Raw genomic sequence first — 16,463 nt, forward strand, 5'->3', positions numbered from 1 at the left:
TTAACCCGTCGTTAAGGTTTTGGTGCTAGGGCTGAATTCAGCAATGATTCTGAAATGGTGCTAAATGCTTCTTGCCGAACGCCTCGATTCTCCGCCTTCGCGTGGATATTGGTTGTTGCCGGTGCTGATGTTGCCAGCGGTAGTCGGTGGGCTGCTGTTGATGGTCATGCCCGATCTGGCGCAGGCACGATTTGCTGTGCTGGCGACGGTGGTTGCATGTGCCTGGTATGCATTGGGCGGGGTGCTGTCGATTCAGGCGATATGGCGGGCGCAACGGCAAAGGCGCCGGTTAAAGGCGATGTTGCCAGGGCTGATGGATGTGGCGGAGCCCGCGTGGTTGCTGGATCGTGACGGCAGGGTGTTTGCGCAAAATCCGTCCGCAGAACAGCAGTTTTCTGATTTGACGGGGCGTCCTTTGGCTCTGGCCTTCGGGCAGCAGCTTGCCAACCCTGATGCTGAAATTCCTCTGCTTGCGCGCCGGGCGGGTGCATCCCTGCAAGCGCAGTTGATGTTGGCCGATGGTGCGCGCCTGACAGCTTGCCGCATGGACGAAGATGGCACGACCCGCCTGATTTTAACCGCTGCCGAAGCGGGCAGGGGCGTGGAAAGTGACTTTGATCTTTTGCCGGTTGCCCTGCTGCGTCTGTCGCCTGAAGGGCGTATTACGGCCAGTAACAAGGCTGCGACTCCACTTGTCGGCGTGCTGGAGGGAGAGCCGCTGTTATCCGACCTGTTCGACGGGCTTGGCCGTCCTGTTACCGATTGGGTTGCCGAGGTTTTGCGTGGTCATGGTGATGGCCGTGCCGAAGTTCTGCACCGTCGTCGCAGTCAAGACCAGCACTTGCGCATCGCGCTGTCACGCAGCAGCGACGGTTTGCTGGCGGTGCTTTCTGATACCAGCGAGCTGCGCACACTTGAGGCGCAATTCGTGCAAAGCCAGAAAATGCAGGCGATTGGCCAGCTTGCGGGCGGTGTTGCGCATGATTTCAATAATTTGCTGACGGCCATTTCGGGCCATTGTGACTTGCTGATGCTGCGTCACGATAAACATGACCCGGACTATGCGGACTTGGATCAGATCAGTCAGAACGCGAATCGCGCTGCCAGTCTGGTGGGGCAATTGCTGGCTTTTTCTCGCAAACAGACGCTAAAGCCAGCTATGCTGGATCTGTGTGATATCATGGCAGATCTGACCCATCTGCTGAACCGCCTTGTTGGAGAGCGGGTTTCCTTGACGCTTGAGCATGATCCGGGACTCAGCCCTGTTCGGGCTGACCGTCGTCAGTTGGAACAGGTCATTATGAATCTTGTGGTTAATGCGCGTGATGCCATGCCCATGGGTGGCCAGATCAATATTCGCACTGAAAATGCTGAAATCAACAATGCGCAAGGGGCGGTGAAGCTGCCGCAGGGGCAATATGTCCGGGTCAGCGTTTCGGATAATGGTTGCGGTATGAGCGCAGAAGTGGCCGAAAAGATTTTTGAGCCTTTCTTCACGACCAAGAAGGTTGGCGAGGGGACGGGGCTTGGTCTTTCAACGGCTTACGGGATCGTCAAGCAAACGGGCGGCTATATCTTTTGCGACAGCACGCCGGGTCAGGGAACGCGCTTTGATCTGCTGTTTCCTGCACAATCGGGGCAAATCGAACCGCCTGCTGTGGTGCCACCTCCTGCGATGACCTCATCAGGGTTGCGCACCGGGCGCCTGCTGCTGGTCGAGGATGAAGCCCCGGTGCGGGCCTTTGCCTCGCGGGCCTTGCGCCTGAAAGGGTTTGAGGTGGTCGAAGCCGAAAATGCCGAGGTTGCTTTGCAGATATTGCAAGATGACCGTATGCAGTTTGACGGGTTCTTGACGGATGTCGTCATGCCGGGGCTGGATGGCCCAAGCTGGGTGCGTCGCGCCTTGCGGGATCGCCCGAACACTCCGGTCATTTTTATGTCAGGCTATGCCGAGGATGTGTTTTCGAACGGGAACCATCCCGTTCCCAACGCGATTTTTCTGGCCAAACCATTTTCTTTGGCGGATTTGGTTGCAACCGTCAGTCAGCATTTCGGCAGCGATCAGCCTGCCGTCTCTGCAAGCGTGGCGTAAAGGTTCATATCATCCGCCATTTTCATCTCCAGCTGCCTGCGCGTCTGTTCGCTCAGGCTGACATCGACACTTGGCGGCACGTTGATGCGTGGCAGGTTGATGACACAATCCAGCCTGTCTTCAAGGAAATGGGTGAACCGATCAATGTCTTCATAACGGAAAATGCGGTTGACCCGATGCGGACTTGTTCCAAGAAAGGCGGATTGGGGCTGAATGCTACGGATATGGGTGGCCTGACCCGCGCAATAATCTTGCGCGAACCGGTCAAAGCTGCAATTCGCCATCGGATGATCAGTGTTCTCGGCATCGTCGCGCAACAGGAACCGATACCAGCTTGCCAGCCAGCTTACAGGTTCGCGCATCAAGGCAACAGTGGTGAAGCTCTCTCCTGCGGTTGCATTCAACCAAGGCAGGATGTGGCGATGGAATGTCTCGGAATCAGCATGTTTCAAAGGAGCTGGCCGATCTACGGCAACGCTTGCCAGAGATTCCAGCGCAACTTGCACGGCTGTTGAGCCGGCTTTCGGGGTTGCCAGAAAAACCAGTCGGGGTTCCCAGAAAATCAGCATGAGCGTGCCTTCATTCGTTCCAGTCACGGTCTGTTAGCGAGATTTTTGGGGGGCTGTAAACCTTTCCTTTACTCTTTGGGGGTAAAGTCAAAAGGGTAAGCTGCTTCACTCTTGCGTCGGGAGGGGTGATGGGGCATATGGAACAAGACAGGAACACGGCGGTGCCGCCCGCCACCCAACGGAGACAGGCGATGACGAATAAAACATCAGCAGACCGCCAGAAAGCTTTGGACAGCGCGCTTGCGCAGATCGAGCGTCAGTTCGGCAAAGGTTCAATCATGAAGCTGGGGGCTGATAACCCCGTGGCAGAGATTGAGGCCACTTCGACCGGCTCTCTGGGGCTTGATATTGCGCTGGGCATTGGGGGGCTTCCCAAGGGACGAATCATTGAGGTTTTCGGCCCGGAAAGCTCAGGCAAAACCACGTTGACGCTTCATGTCGTGGCGGAGGAACAGAAAAAAGGCGGCGTTTGTGCCTTTGTGGACGCTGAACACGCGCTTGATCCCCAATATGCCAAGCGGCTTGGGGTCAACCTTGATGAATTGCTGATTTCGCAGCCTGATACGGGTGAGCAGGCGCTGGAGATCGTCGATACGCTGGTGCGCTCAGGCGCAGTCAGTCTGGTGGTGGTTGATTCGGTTGCTGCGCTGACCCCGAAATCTGAAATTGAGGGCGATATGGGTGACATGCAAATGGGTTCTCAGGCCCGTTTGATGAGCCAGGCGATGCGCAAGCTGACGGCCAGCATCGGGCGCAGTAACTGTATGGTCATTTTCATCAACCAGATTCGGATGAAGATTGGCGTCATGTTCGGCAACCCGGAAACCACGACGGGCGGTAATGCGCTGAAGTTTTATGCTTCGGTTCGTCTGGATATCCGCCGCACTGGCTCGATCAAGGATCGGGATGAGGTGGTGGGGAACTCGACACGGGTGAAAGTGGTCAAGAATAAGGTCGCGCCACCCTTCCGGCAGGTTGAGTTCGATATCATGTATGGTGAGGGGATCAGCAAGGTCGGCGAGTTGATCGACCTTGGGGTGAAGGCCGGCGTGGTCGAGAAGTCTGGCGCCTGGTATTCCTACGGGGATGAGCGGATCGGCCAAGGGCGTGAAAACGCTAAACAGTTTCTTCGGTCGAACCCGGAAAAAGCCTTGGAAATCGAGGATAAGATCCGCGCCAGCCACGGGCTTGATTTTGCGGCAAGCGAAAACGAGGACGATGATCTGACCGAAGAATGATTGTCTGGCGTAAAGCGGGGCATATCCCCGCTTTACGCCGGGGCGACGCAGCGATATGCCCTGATCCTGCCGCAGCCGAAGGGAATTGACATGGCCAGTCTGAACGATATCCGATCCACCTTCTTGGATTTCTTTGCCCGCAATGGCCATCAGATCGTGCCGTCCAGCCCCTTGGTTCCGCGCAATGATCCGACGCTGATGTTCACCAATTCGGGGATGGTGCAGTTCAAGAACCGTTTTACGGGCGTCGAAAGCGGTGCCTATGACCGGGCGACGACGGCGCAGAAATGCGTGCGGGCCGGGGGCAAGCACAATGATCTTGACAATGTAGGCTATACCGCCCGCCATCATACCTTCTTTGAAATGCTGGGCAATTTCAGCTTTGGCGACTATTTCAAGGAACAGGCGATCCCTTTTGCATGGGAGTTGCTGACCCGGGATTTTGGTATTCCCAAGGATAAGCTACTGGTCACAGTGTATCACACGGATGAGGAGGCTGCGACGATCTGGAAGAAGGTTGCGGGGCTGACCGATGATCGGATTATTCGGATCCCGACCAGCGACAATTTCTGGCAGATGGGACCGACTGGCCCTTGTGGCCCCTGCACCGAGATCTTTTACGATCATGGCGACCATATCTGGGGCGGCCCTCCGGGTTCGGCGGATGAGGATGGCGACCGCTTCATCGAGATCTGGAACCTCGTTTTCATGCAGTTCGAGCAGTTCGAGGATGGCAGCATGAAAGACCTGCCGAACCCCTCGATTGACACTGGTATGGGGCTGGAACGGATCGGTGCGCTGCTGCAAGGCAAGCATGACAATTATGACACCGATCTGATGCGCAGCTTGATCGAGGCCAGCGCCAATGTAACCGATGGCGCCCCGGATGGTGATGGCAAGGTGCATCATCGGGTGATCGCGGATCACCTGCGTTCGACCTCGTTCCTGATTGCCGATGGTGTGATGCCATCGAATGAGGGGCGCGGCTATGTGCTGCGCAGGATCATGCGGCGGGCAATGCGTCATGCGCATATGCTTGGCGCGCAAGATCCGGTGATGCATAAACTGGTGCCGGCGCTGGTGCGTCAGATGGGCGATGCCTATCCTGAGCTGGTGCGTGGTCAGGCGATGATTGAGGAAACGCTGCGAGGCGAGGAAACCCGCTTCCGGCAAACGCTGGACCGGGGCCTGCGCCTGCTGACGGATGAGGTTGCGCGCCTGCCGGAAGGGGCCGATCTGCCCGGTGAGGCGGCGTTCAAACTTTATGATACTTACGGCTTCCCGCTGGATCTGACGCAGGATGCGCTGCGCGAACAGGGGCGTGGTGTTGAGGTGGCCGGGTTTGACGCGGCTATGGCTGAGCAAAAAGCCAAGGCGCGGGCGGCTTGGGCTGGTTCGGGCGAGACGGCGGATGCGGCAATCTGGTTCGATCTGGCGGAAAAACACGGCAGCACCGAGTTCCTGGGCTATGACAATGAGCAGGCCGAAGGGGCCATCCTGTCGCTGGTTGCCGCGGGTGCGGAAATCGCGCGGGCCGAACAAGGCCAGCAGGTTCAGATCGTGGTGAACCAGTCGCCGTTCTATGCTGAAAGCGGTGGTCAGGTGGGGGATACCGGGCTGGTCAAGACTGAAACCGGCGCGGCGCGGGTGACGGACACCAAGAAACAAGGCGGCCTGTTTATCCATTTTGCCGAGGTGACAGAGGGCCATATTGAACGTGGTCAGGGCGCGATCCTTTCGGTCGATCATGCGCGGCGGACGGCTATTCGGGCGAACCATTCGGCCACGCACCTGCTGCATGAGGCGCTGCGTCAGGCTTTGGGTGAGCATGTTGCGCAGCGCGGCAGCTTGAATGCGGATGACCGGCTGCGGTTCGATTTCAGCCATGGCAAGGCGCTCAGTGCCGAGGAACTTGCCGGTATCGAAGCCGAGGTGAATGACTATATCCGCCAGAATACGCCGGTTGAAACCCGGATCATGACGCCGGATGATGCACGCGCCTTGGGTGCGCAGGCGCTGTTTGGCGAGAAATATGGCGATGAAGTTCGGGTCGTCTCGATGGGGCGGCAGGATGGTTCCGGCAAGGGGGCTGACCAGCGGACCTATAGTCTGGAGCTCTGCGGCGGCACCCATGTGTCGCGGACCGGCGACATTGGGGCTTTCGTGTTGCTTGGCGACAGCGCTTCCAGTGCCGGGGTGCGTCGGATCGAGGCGCTGACCGGGTCAGTGGCGCTGGCGCATTTGCGGGCGGCGGATGCGGAGCTTGCACAGATTGCAGGGCTTCTGAAGGCGCAGTCGGGAGATGTCGCAGGCCGGGTCAAGGCGCTGGCCGATGAACGCAAGGCCCTGCAAAACGAGGTTGCGCAGCTTCGCCGGGAACTGACGATGGGCGGTACTGGCGCGGGCGAGGCACGGCAGATTGGTGGCATCAGCTTTATCTCGAACCGGGTGGACGGGCTGTCGGGCAAAGAGGTCGGCGCGCTGGTCGATGAGATGAAGGCACGGCTTGGATCGGGCGCAGTGCTGGTGCTGGCGGAAACCGATGGCAAGGCGACAGTTGCGGCGGGCGTGACGCCTGATCTGACCGAACGGCTCAGCGCCGTGGATATGGTCCGCGCGGCAGTTGAGGCTTTGGGCGGCAAGGGCGGCGGTGGTCGCCCGGATCGTGCGCAGGGCGGTGCGCCTGCACTGACAGATGAGGCGGCGGCGATTGCTGCGGTGGAATCGCTGTTGGTGGGGTGAAGAACCCTTGTGCTACTCTGTGGATGGAAAAACAGAAGAAAACAGATGATTAAGAGCGTTTCATTTGGTGCCGCTGTGATTTTGGCGGCAGGCTTGGCTCATGCGCAAGACCCCGACCGCTATCTGGTCGAGCGGAATCAAAAGGGGCTGCTGACCTATTGCGCGGGCAAGGGTTACAGCGCGGCGACTGCGGTGGCGGCTCAGGATAAGCTGCTGACCCGGCTGCCGGTCAGCGATGCGGCCAAAGGCGACGCGGTTGAGGCGATGGGCCGTCAGGGGATCGCCGGTGATGGTCAGGCGGAGCGCATCTCGCTGGCGGATATTGCCGCGCAGGACGGCACCGATGAGGCGGCGGTTTGCAAGATGCTGGCTGATATCGTCACGATGATGGCAACGGAATAAGATGAGAACGACATAAGGTCATCGGCCCGGCGGAGTCCTGCCGGGCCAATATAGCGAGGCAGGGTCATGTGCCGTTGGGCAGCTTACATTGGGGTGCCGATCTTTCTGGAGGATATCGTCAGCAAGCCCGGTCACTCGCTGGTGCGGCAATCCATCGGGGCACGGCGCTGCCACACGCCGGTCAATGCGGATGGGTTCGGGGTGGCGTGGTATGCGCATCGCCCGGAACCCGGCCTTTACCGCGATGTGATGCCTGCGTGGTCCGACCCGAACTTGCGCAGCCTGACCGAAAGCGTGAAATCCGGGCTGTTCATGGCACATGTTCGCGCCTCGACCGGAACGGCAACCAGCCGCAACAATTGCCACCCGTTTACCTTTGGCCGCTGGAGCTTCATGCACAATGGCCAATTCGGCGGCTTTCATCATTGGCGGCGGCACGCGGAAATGCTGATCCCTGACGATCTTTACGAACACCGCAAGGGGGCGACTGACAGCGAGGCGTTTTTTCTGGCTGCCGTGGCCGATGGGCTGGACCATGACCCGCAGGGGGCGATGGCGCGGACGGCGGCGCGGTTTGAGGGCCTTGCCCGTGCGCGGGGCGAATTGCCCTATGTGCGGCTGACCGCAGCGTTTTCGGATGGCCAGCGGCTTTACGCGATCCGCTATGCCAGCGATGATGCCGCGCCGACGCTGTTTCATCGCTGGTCCGACAGTCGCGGCGGGCGGGCCGTTGTATCCGAACCGCTGGAGCAGGATGAGGCCGATTGGTCCGAAATCCCTGCCGGTTCCTTCTGCGTGTTCGAGGGCCGGCAGGTCAGCGTCACCCCCTTTGCCCCCGCATTAACCGAGGTTGCCGCATGACCGATACCGCGCGCCACGCCGAGAAAAAGGCCAAAATCAAAGCCGCCCGCGACAAGATGATGGTCGAAAAGACCGGTGAAAAAGGGCTGATCGTGGTTCATACTGGGCCGGGCAAGGGGAAATCCTCGTCCGGCTTTGGCATGGTTCTGCGGGCGATTGGGCATGAGATGCCCTGCGCAGTGGTGCAGTTCATCAAGGGGGCATGGGACAGCGGCGAGGCTCGTGTCCTGCGTGAGCATTTTGCGGATCAGTGCCAGATTTTCGTGATGGGCGAAGGCTTTACCTGGGAAACACAGGACCGCGACCGGGATGTGGCGGCTGCTGCACGGGCGTGGGAAAAGGCCAAGGAGCTGATCCGTGATCCGCGTATCCGGCTGGTGCTGCTGGATGAAATCAACATCGCGCTGCGCTATGATTATCTGGATGTGCATGAGGTCATGGCCTTTCTGCGCGACGAAAAGCCCGAAATGACCCATGTGATCCTGACCGGCCGCAATGCCAAGCCCGAGCTGATCGAAATTGCGGATCTGGTCAGCGAGATTGCTGCCGTCAAGCACCCGTTTCGCGCCGGGATCAAGGCACAACCGGGGATCGAGTTCTGACCTGCGGGGTGCGAATGGGCTTTCCCCTGCGGGGCTTGGCGATTATAGACGATCACGGCAAAATGAGAGGGGCCGGATATGGCGAATGTGGTGGTTGTCGGCGCTCAGTGGGGCGATGAGGGCAAGGGCAAAATCGTGGATTGGCTGTCCGAGCGTGCCGATGTGATCGCGCGGTTTCAGGGGGGGCATAACGCCGGGCATACGCTGGTGATCGGCAATCAGGTCTATAAGCTGTCGCTGCTGCCCTCGGGGATTGTGCGTCAGGGCAAGATCGCGGTGATCGGCAATGGTGTGGTTCTGGACCCTTGGGCGCTGTTCACCGAGATCGACAAGCTGGCGGCGCAGGGCGTAGCGATTTCCACCGACAACCTGATGATTGCCGAGAATACGCCGTTGATCCTGCCGCTGCATCAGGATCTGGATCGCTTGCGCGAGGAGGCTGCGGGGGCCTCGAAAATCGGCACCACCGGGCGCGGTATCGGTCCGGCTTATGAAGATAAGGTCGGGCGGCGCACCATTCGCGTGGCTGATCTTGCGGATGCGGAAACACTGGATCAGCGCCTTGACCGGTTGCTGGCGCATCACGACCCGCTGCGGCAGGGGCTTGGTGCGGAACCGATCGACCGGGCTGCGCTGCGGGCCAAGTTGCTGGAGATTGCCCCCAAACTGCTGCCTTATGCGCAGCCGGTCTGGAAGGTGATGAATGACGCCCGCAAATCGGGCAAGCGCATCCTGTTCGAAGGCGCACAGGGCAGCCTTCTGGACATTGACTTCGGCACTTATCCTTATGTGACCAGTTCAACCACCATGTCGGGCATGGCTGCCAGCGGCACCGGCATGGGGCCGGGGGCGATTGGTTATGTGCTTGGAATCGTGAAGGCTTACACGACGCGGGTTGGTTCCGGCCCGTTCCCGACCGAGTTGGAGGACGAGACCGGCCAGCGCCTTGGTGAACGCGGGCATGAGTTCGGCACCGTTACCGGGCGCAAGCGCCGCTGCGGCTGGTTTGATGCGGCACTGGTGCGTCAGACTTGCGCGATTTCCGGCGTGAACGGCATTGCGCTGACAAAGCTGGACGTGTTGGACGGGTTCGAGACCCTGAAAATCTGCACCGGCTACACCGTGGATGGCCAGCATTACGATTACCTGCCCACGGCCGCCGCGCTGCAAGCCCGTGCGGTGCCGGTCTATGAGGAAATCGAGGGCTGGACGGAATCGACCGAAGGGGCGCGGTCTTGGGCAGACCTGCCTGCGGCGGCGATCAAATATGTGCGCCGGATCGAGGAACTGATCCAATGCCCGGTTGCGCTGCTTTCGACCAGTCCGGAACGCGATGACACCATCCTTGTCACCGATCCGTTCGCGGATTGATGGCTGGTCTGCGTGTCCTGCTGATCGACGGCCATCCCGATTCCGGGCGGCTGACGGCACATCTGCTGGACATCTATCAGGCTGCACTGCCCGAGGGGGCAGAGGTTACGCGGATTGCTTTGCGCGATCTGACCTTTGATCCGATCCTGCGGCGTGGTTATGCCGAGCCGCAGGCATTGGAGTCTGACTTGCAGGCGCTTCAGGATGCGATCATTGCTGCCGATCATCTGGTCATGGCCTGGCCGATGTGGTGGGGTGCGGAACCGGCCTTGGTCAAGGGCATGATCGAGCGGATTTTCCTGCCTGGCAGGCTGTTCCGCTATCGCCCGAAAAGCCCGTTATGGGACCGGCTGATGGCGGGGCGTTCAGCAGATGTGATCGTGACCGGGGACACGCCCGCGCCGGTGCTGCGCTGGCTGTGGGGCAACCCGATGGAGCGCAGGTTGTGCCGGCAAGTCTTGGGCTTTTGCGGCTTTCATCCGCTACGCATCCATTATTTTGCAACTGTCCGCCGGGGTGGGGCGGAACGTCATATGCGGCGCTGGACGCAAAGGCTGCTGCGGGCTGCTACCTCGGCTGCGGGCCTGCGGCGACCGGAAAGGATTGTTCCATGAATTTGAAAACGCGCAAACGCTGGTCTTTGGTGCTGCTGCTGGTCTGGCTGCCACTGTATATTGTTGGCGCATGGTGGCTGCTGGCGTGGATTGATGACCGTTTCGGGCGGCTGCCGGTCTGGCTGGAACTGCTGCTATATATCGTGCTGGCCTTTGCATGGGTGCTGCCGTTCAAGCGGGTGTTCATGGGCGTCGGCCGCGGCGAGGAATGACCGCGCTGGTCCGCAGCAAGGCCGGGGTGACGCTGATCGGCGGCGGCGCGGTCGCGGCGGATGAGCTGGCAGAGGCGCTTGGGTTCGCCCCGCTTCTGGTCGCTGCTGATGGCGGCGCGGATCAGGCATTGGCTTTGGGGCAGGTGCCTGCGGCGGTGATCGGGGATCTGGATTCGGTCTCGGATGTGGCGCGGGCGCAGATTGCGCAGGTGCATCATATTCCCGAACAAGCCAGCACCGATTTCGAGAAATGCCTGTCGCGGATCGACGCGCCTTTCGTGATTGCGGTGGGGTTTTCCGGGCAGCGGCTGGACCATCAGCTTGCGGCGCTGTCGGTCATGGCGCGGCGGGTCGGCCCTGCGGCGGTGATGATCGCGGGGGAAGATCTGTGCTTTCTGGCACCACCCCGGCTGCGCCTGCCGCTGCCTGCGGGTGAGCGGCTGTCGCTGTTTCCGATGGGCGCGGCGCGTGGGGAAAGCCACGGGCTGCGCTGGCCAATTGACGGTATCGGCTTTGCGCCGGATGAGGTCATCGGCACGTCAAACCAGACGCTCGGCCCGGTTGATCTGACCCTTCAGGGGCCAATGCTGGTGATGTTATCCCGCCGATGGCTGGCCTTGGTGCTTGCGGCACTGGCGGATGCCTCCGGCGGGGATATTTAGGGACAAAAGATTATTGCCCCCATGTGCGGGCCAGCAGGTTCAGCCAGTTTTCATGGGCAATCTTGCGGGTCAGGGCCTCGCCGTAGTGGGGCAACATGGCGGCGATCAGCTCTTGCAGTTTTGATGCATCGCTGAGATCGGCGGGCATGGTCGCACCGTCATAATCCGAGCCGAGCGCCACGCCATCTTCGCCCAAGGCGTTCAGCAGGTGGTCAAGCTGGTGCAGCATGGGGGCAAAGCCTTCGAACGGGTGGCGCGAGCCATTGGGAACCAGGAAGTTCACCGCATAGTTCAGCCCGACCAGCCCGCCGCTGTTGCGGATCGCGGCAAGCTGATCGTCGGTCAGGTTGCGCGAGCTTGGGCAGATTGCATGGGCGTTCGAGTGGCTGGCGACCAGCGGCGCATCGGACAGCCGGGCCACGTCCCAGAAGCCCTTTTCGTTCAAATGCGACAGATCGACCATGATTTTCAGGCTGTTACATTCACGGATCAGGTCGCGGCCTGCATCCGTCAGCCCGTCGCCGGTGTCGGGCGAGGATGGGAAGGCAAAAGGCACGCCATGGGCATAGCGCGTGCTGCGCGACCAGACCGGACCCAGCGAGCGCAGGCCAATCGCATGCCAGACATGCAGCGCGTCAAGGTCGGCAATGGGTTCGGCGCCTTCGATATGCAGGATTGCAGCGATGCGGTTTGCAGCCATGGCGTCGCGGATGTCGGCAACGCTGCGGCAGATTGACAGCGTGCCGGTGCGCTCCATCGCCAGCAGATTGGCGGCCTGCGCCAATGCGCCGGGCAGGGCTTCGGGGGCGTCGATGGGGCGGGGCAGCGGCACCGAGAAGGGCGGCTCGGCCATCATTTCCATCCAGTTGCCGCCGATGTCGCCGTCCTGCATCGGGGTCCAGATGGCGAAGAACCCGCCCGCCATGCCGCCCGCCTGCATCCGGGGCAGGTCCAGATGGCCGTGGCCGTCGCCTTTCAGCCAAAGCTGGTCACGGTTCGGGCCTGCATCCACCATGCGTTGCAGGAAATCATTGTGGCCGTCGAAAATGGGAATCATCGCAATCTCCTTTCCGGCACTATTGGACCCGGCGCGTGGTGCGGGCAAGGCTTTGCCTGTCGCCGGATTCGTGCCAAGCTGGCCACAGCCATAAAGGAGGAGCCAATGCCCGAGATTCGCGCAGATTTTTCAGGTCAGACCGTCATCTGCACCTTTGAGGTGACGCCCGGCACGGTTCAGGATGTGCTGGATGCACTGGAAGCGGCCTATGCCGAGGTCATCAGCCGACAGCCCGGTTATATTTCCGGGGCGATTCATGTGAATGATGCGCAGACCCGGATTGCAACCTATTCACAATGGCAGGATCGCAATGATTACAAGGCGATGCTGCGCACGCCAGAAATGCGAGAGCGCAACAAGGTGATCCATGGCATGTGCCGCAGTTTCGAGCCGGTGATGTATGAGCTGGCTTCGGTTCACGATCAGGGCGGCAATTTCCACTAGCGCGCTGGCTTGGCTTATGCTGCAATGCAGCGAAAGCGGTAGGGGGGCGTTATGGCCGGACATATCCTGACGATTGCGCAGCAGAAGGGCGGCTCGGGCAAGACTACGCTGGCGGTCAATCTGGCGGTTGCGTTGCGGGCGCGGGGGCTGCGCGTGGCGCTGGTCGATACCGACCCGCAGGGCAGTATGGGCCGCTGGTTCATGGAACGGATGGCCGTGCGGGGCGAGGATGAGGGGTTGGAGTTCTCGACATCTTCGGCATGGGGGGCGTCTTATGAATCGGAGAAGCTGGCCAAGCGGTTCGATGTGGTACTGATCGACACCCCGCCCAAGATCGACAGCGACCTGCGCCCGGCCTTGCGGGTGGCGGATCTGGTGCTTGTGCCGGTGGCCAGCAGCCATGTGGATCTATGGGCGACCGAGGGCGTGCTGGATCTTGCGCGGCGCGAAAAGCGCGACTGTCTGGTGGTGCTGAACCGCACCCGCCCGAATACGCGGCTGGCGGGAGAGGTGGCCGAAGGGGCGGCGGCACTGGAGGCCGAGGTGGCGCCGGTGCAGATCGCAAACCGCGTGGCCTATGCCGAGACGCTTGGCCGTGGTGCGGGCGTTGCCGAGGGGCCGAAGGGGGCCGCGCGGGCCGAGATCGAGGCGCTGACGGATCTGGTGCTGGCGCGGTTCTGACGGCAGCTTTCCGCTGGTGGCACCCATCGGCGGAAACCCCCGCCACGGTGCTGCGTTGGCGGGTGTCGTTCAGAACAAGGAGATTCGACATGAAACCCGCCATTCTGACCCTGATTGCCGCTGCGCCCTTGCTGGCGGCTTGTGCCGAACCCGAAGTTGAGGTGTCGGTGCCAGAACCCGCGCAATGTGATGCCGCGCCGTTCCAGCAATATGTGGGTGAGCGTTCGCCCGAGATCACCATTCCCGCCGGGCTGGAACTTCGTCACTATCGCACGGGCGAGCCGGTAACGAAGGACTATAGCCCGTCGCGGATCAATTTTGAATATGACCGCACCGGCAAGCTGGTTAATGTGAGCTGTGGCTGATCCAGGCGCTTTGCGGGACCGGATGTGATGCTGTCCCCGTCGGATGCCTCCGGCGGGGATATTTGGGGACAAAAGATGGGCAGGTCAGTCTGCCGGGGCAAAGGGCGCGGTGAGTTCCGCCGCTTTGCTGCGTTTGTCGAAGATGCAGACAAGGCGTTCTCCGCTGGGCAGGTCGAGGATGGCCGCACCATAACTTTCGCTGCCCCATGGGTTGACCTGAATTGCGGCGATTTGCCCGTCAGGCAGGGCGGCGAGGCAGGTTGTGGCGACCTCTTGCCGCCATGTATCCCACGCCTCGGGTGATGAGGCGGCGGCGCTGGTTGCAAGGGCTGCGAGGATCAGGCTGTATTTCATCGGATCACCGGCGCTTTGATCGTTTGGTGCCGCCGCGCTGACCAGCGCGGCCTGCGGTTGAGCGACCGCGGGCTTTGGTTGCGGTTTCCACGGCATCCTCGATTTCGGACTGGCGGGCCAGCGGGTCGTCGGAAACGGCAAGTTCCACGGCCTCCAGCCGCTTGACCTCATCGCGCAGCCGGGCGGCTTCTTCGAACTCAAGGTTTTCGGCGGCTTTGCGCATTTGCACCCGCAGCGCGTCCAGATGCGCGGCAAGATTGGCGCCCACCATGGGCTTATCGACGGTGGCCGTAATGCGCGACTGGTCGGTGTCGCCCTGCCACAGCCCGGCCAGCACGTCATCGACATTCTTGCGCACCGTCTGGGGCGTGATGCCGTGTTCTTCGTTATAGGCCATCTGCTTGGCGCGGCGGCGTTCGGTTTCAGCCAGCGCGCGTTCCATGCTGCCGGTGATTTTGTCGGCATACATGATAACCCGGCCATCCGCGTTACGCGCGGCCCGGCCAATGGTCTGGATCAGCGAGGTTTCCGAGCGCAGGAAGCCTTCCTTGTCCGCGTCCAGAATGGCGACAAGGCCACATTCCGGGATGTCCAGCCCTTCGCGCAGCAGGTTGATGCCGACCAGAACATCAAAAGCCCCAAGCCGCAAATCGCGCAGGATTTCAATGCGTTCGATCGTGTCGATGTCGCTGTGCATATAGCGCACGCGGATGCCCTGTTCGTGCAGATATTCGGTCAGATCCTCGGCCATGCGCTTGGTCAGAACGGTGGCCAGCGTGCGCATTCCGGCGGCTGCGACCTTGCGGATTTCATCGACCAGATCATCGACCTGCATTTCGACCGGGCGGATTTCCACCACCGGGTCCAGAAGCCCGGTGGGACGGATGATCTGTTCGGTAAAGATGCCGCCGGTCTGGTCCATTTCCCATTGCGCGGGGGTGGCGCTGACAAAGACCGATTGCGGGCGCATTGCGTCCCATTCCTCGAACTTCAGCGGGCGGTTGTCCATACAGCTTGGCAGGCGGAAGCCATGTTCCGCCAGCGTCGATTTGCGCCGGAAGTCGCCGCGATACATGCCGCCGATCTGCGGCACGCTGACATGGGATTCGTCGGCGAAAACAATGGCATTGTCCGGGATGAACTCGAACAGGGTAGGGGGCGGCTCGCCGGGGGCGCGGCCGGTCAGATAGCGGGAATAGTTTTCGATCCCGTTGCAGACGCCGGTGGCCTCCAGCATCTCAAGGTCGAAATTGGTGCGCTGTTCCAGCCGTTGCGCCTCCAGCAGCTTGCCCTCGTCGGTGAATTGTTTCAGCCGGTGGGTCAGCTCTTTGCGGATGCCCTTGATCGCCTGATTCAGCGTCGGGCGCGGGGTGACGTAATGGCTGTTGGCATAGATACGGATCTGCTGATAATCGCCCTCGCGCGCGCCGGTCAGCGGGTCGAACTCGGTGATGCTTTCCAGCTCATTGCCGAAAAAGCTGAACCGCCATGCGCGATCTTCAAGGTGGGCGGGCCAGACCTCGACCAGATCGCCGCGCACCCGAAAACCGCCGCGCTGAAAGGCCGCGTCAAGGCGGCGGTATTGCTGTGCGACAAGCTGACCCAGAAACTCGCGCTGGTCATAGCTTTGCCCTACGACCATATCCTGCGTCATGGCCGAATAGGTTTCGACCGAGCCGATGCCGTAGATGCAGGAGACCGAGGCCACAATAATCACATCGTCGCGTTCCAGCAGTGCCCGCGTGGCCGAATGGCGCATCCGGTCGATGGCCTCGTTGATCTGGCTTTCCTTCTCGATATAGGTATCGCTGCGCGGCACATAGGCTTCGGGCTGATAATAGTCGTAATAGCTGACGAAATATTCGACGGCGTTTTCGGGGAAAAACCCCTTCATCTCGCCATAAAGCTGCGCGGCAAGGGTCTTGTTCGGGGCAAGGATGATGGCCGGGCGTTGGGTTTCCTCGATGACCTTGGCCATGGTGAAGGTTTTGCCGGTACCGGTCGCGCCAAGCAACACCTGATCGCGCTCGCCATCGCGGACGCCTTGCGACAGTTCGACAATCGCGGTCGGCTGGTCGCCTGCGGCCTGAAACTCGCTGTGCATGACAAAACGCTTGCCGCCCTCCAGCTTGGGGCGGATCTGTTCGGGCAGCAGCGGGCCGGGGGCATTGGTGTTGTTATGAGCCATGGCGGATTC

Annotated in this window: 17 protein-coding genes; 13 read left to right on the forward strand and 4 right to left on the reverse strand. The window is 60.9% G+C overall.

Going from position 1 to position 16,463, the window contains the following annotated elements; translation table 11 throughout:
- Nucleotides 1-64 precede the first annotated feature (64 nt).
- A complete protein-coding gene (locus Q4G24_RS10775) occupies nt 65-2,092 on the forward strand; it encodes an ATP-binding protein (protein ID WP_303366539.1) in 2,028 nt (675 codons plus the stop codon).
- Here the strand turns inward: Q4G24_RS10775 and Q4G24_RS10780 are convergent.
- Nucleotides 2,062-2,661 carry a hypothetical protein gene (locus Q4G24_RS10780; protein ID WP_303366540.1) on the reverse strand — a complete coding sequence of 200 codons (600 nt, stop codon included), beginning with the start codon at nt 2,659-2,661 and terminating at the stop codon, nt 2,062-2,064. The two genes, Q4G24_RS10775 and Q4G24_RS10780, sit on opposite strands and share 31 nt — an antisense overlap.
- Nucleotides 2,662-2,852: 191 nt before the next feature.
- Between Q4G24_RS10780 and recA the strand changes: the two genes are divergently transcribed.
- From recA to Q4G24_RS10825, 9 genes are all read left to right on the forward strand, one after another.
- Nucleotides 2,853-3,899 carry a recombinase RecA gene (gene recA, locus Q4G24_RS10785; protein ID WP_303366541.1) on the forward strand — a complete coding sequence of 349 codons (1,047 nt, stop codon included), beginning with the start codon at nt 2,853-2,855 and terminating at the stop codon, nt 3,897-3,899.
- Nucleotides 3,900-3,989: 90 nt separating this feature from the next.
- Complete coding sequence (gene alaS, locus Q4G24_RS10790; protein ID WP_303366542.1) at nt 3,990-6,641, forward strand: alanine--tRNA ligase; 2,652 nt, start codon at nt 3,990-3,992, stop codon at nt 6,639-6,641.
- 45 nt (nt 6,642-6,686) lie between these two features.
- On the forward strand, nt 6,687-7,043 hold the full coding sequence (locus Q4G24_RS10795) for a hypothetical protein (RefSeq protein WP_303366543.1): 357 nt from the start codon (nt 6,687-6,689) through the stop codon (nt 7,041-7,043).
- A gap of 66 nt (nt 7,044-7,109) precedes the next feature.
- On the forward strand, nt 7,110-7,904 hold the full coding sequence (locus Q4G24_RS10800) for a class II glutamine amidotransferase (protein ID WP_303366544.1): 795 nt from the start codon (nt 7,110-7,112) through the stop codon (nt 7,902-7,904).
- Nucleotides 7,901-8,506 carry a cob(I)yrinic acid a,c-diamide adenosyltransferase gene (gene cobO, locus Q4G24_RS10805; protein ID WP_303366545.1) on the forward strand — a complete coding sequence of 202 codons (606 nt, stop codon included), beginning with the start codon at nt 7,901-7,903 and terminating at the stop codon, nt 8,504-8,506. Before Q4G24_RS10800 ends, cobO begins: the two co-directional genes overlap by 4 nt.
- 78 nt (nt 8,507-8,584) lie before the next feature.
- Nucleotides 8,585-9,877: an adenylosuccinate synthase gene (locus Q4G24_RS10810; RefSeq protein ID WP_303366546.1), complete on the forward strand. Its 1,293-nt coding sequence runs from the start codon at nt 8,585-8,587 to the stop codon at nt 9,875-9,877.
- Nucleotides 9,877-10,491, forward strand: a complete 615-nt coding sequence (locus Q4G24_RS10815) for an NAD(P)H-dependent oxidoreductase (protein WP_303366547.1) — start codon at nt 9,877-9,879, stop codon at nt 10,489-10,491. Before Q4G24_RS10810 ends, Q4G24_RS10815 begins: the two co-directional genes overlap by 1 nt.
- Nucleotides 10,488-10,703 carry a DUF2842 domain-containing protein gene (locus Q4G24_RS10820; RefSeq protein ID WP_303366548.1) on the forward strand — a complete coding sequence of 72 codons (216 nt, stop codon included), beginning with the start codon at nt 10,488-10,490 and terminating at the stop codon, nt 10,701-10,703. Before Q4G24_RS10815 ends, Q4G24_RS10820 begins: the two co-directional genes overlap by 4 nt.
- The gene (locus Q4G24_RS10825) at nt 10,700-11,365 is read left to right on the forward strand and encodes a thiamine diphosphokinase (protein ID WP_303366549.1); all 666 of its coding nucleotides are present in this window, start codon (nt 10,700-10,702) and stop codon (nt 11,363-11,365) included. Before Q4G24_RS10820 ends, Q4G24_RS10825 begins: the two co-directional genes overlap by 4 nt.
- A gap of 10 nt (nt 11,366-11,375) precedes the next feature.
- On the opposite strand, the gene Q4G24_RS10830 is transcribed toward Q4G24_RS10825, so the two are convergent.
- A complete protein-coding gene (locus Q4G24_RS10830) occupies nt 11,376-12,422 on the reverse strand; it encodes a dipeptidase (RefSeq protein ID WP_303366550.1) in 1,047 nt (348 codons plus the stop codon).
- 105 nt (nt 12,423-12,527) lie between these two features.
- Between Q4G24_RS10830 and Q4G24_RS10835 the strand changes: the two genes are divergently transcribed.
- The 3 genes from Q4G24_RS10835 (at nt 12,528) to Q4G24_RS10845 (ending at nt 13,912) form a co-directional block, all read left to right on the forward strand.
- Nucleotides 12,528-12,866 carry an antibiotic biosynthesis monooxygenase gene (locus tag Q4G24_RS10835; protein ID WP_303366551.1) on the forward strand — a complete coding sequence of 113 codons (339 nt, stop codon included), beginning with the start codon at nt 12,528-12,530 and terminating at the stop codon, nt 12,864-12,866.
- Nucleotides 12,867-12,917: 51 nt separating this feature from the next.
- Complete coding sequence (parA, locus tag Q4G24_RS10840) at nt 12,918-13,547, forward strand: ParA family partition ATPase (protein ID WP_303366552.1); 630 nt, start codon at nt 12,918-12,920, stop codon at nt 13,545-13,547.
- Between the two features lie 89 nt (nt 13,548-13,636).
- Complete coding sequence (locus Q4G24_RS10845) at nt 13,637-13,912, forward strand: I78 family peptidase inhibitor (RefSeq protein ID WP_303366553.1); 276 nt, start codon at nt 13,637-13,639, stop codon at nt 13,910-13,912.
- A gap of 84 nt (nt 13,913-13,996) precedes the next feature.
- Here the strand turns inward: Q4G24_RS10845 and Q4G24_RS10850 are convergent, their stop codons facing one another.
- Together Q4G24_RS10850 and uvrB are read right to left on the reverse strand one after the other, a co-directional pair.
- Complete coding sequence (locus tag Q4G24_RS10850; RefSeq protein ID WP_303366554.1) at nt 13,997-14,266, reverse strand: hypothetical protein; 270 nt, start codon at nt 14,264-14,266, stop codon at nt 13,997-13,999.
- A gap of 4 nt (nt 14,267-14,270) precedes the next feature.
- On the reverse strand, nt 14,271-16,454 hold the full coding sequence (gene uvrB / locus Q4G24_RS10855; RefSeq protein WP_303366555.1) for an excinuclease ABC subunit UvrB: 2,184 nt from the start codon (nt 16,452-16,454) through the stop codon (nt 14,271-14,273).
- Nucleotides 16,455-16,463: the final 9 nt, after the last annotated feature.

The sequence above is a fragment of the Paracoccus sp. (in: a-proteobacteria) genome, from assembly GCF_030538695.1.
Classification (GTDB): Bacteria; Pseudomonadota; Alphaproteobacteria; order Rhodobacterales; family Rhodobacteraceae; genus Paracoccus.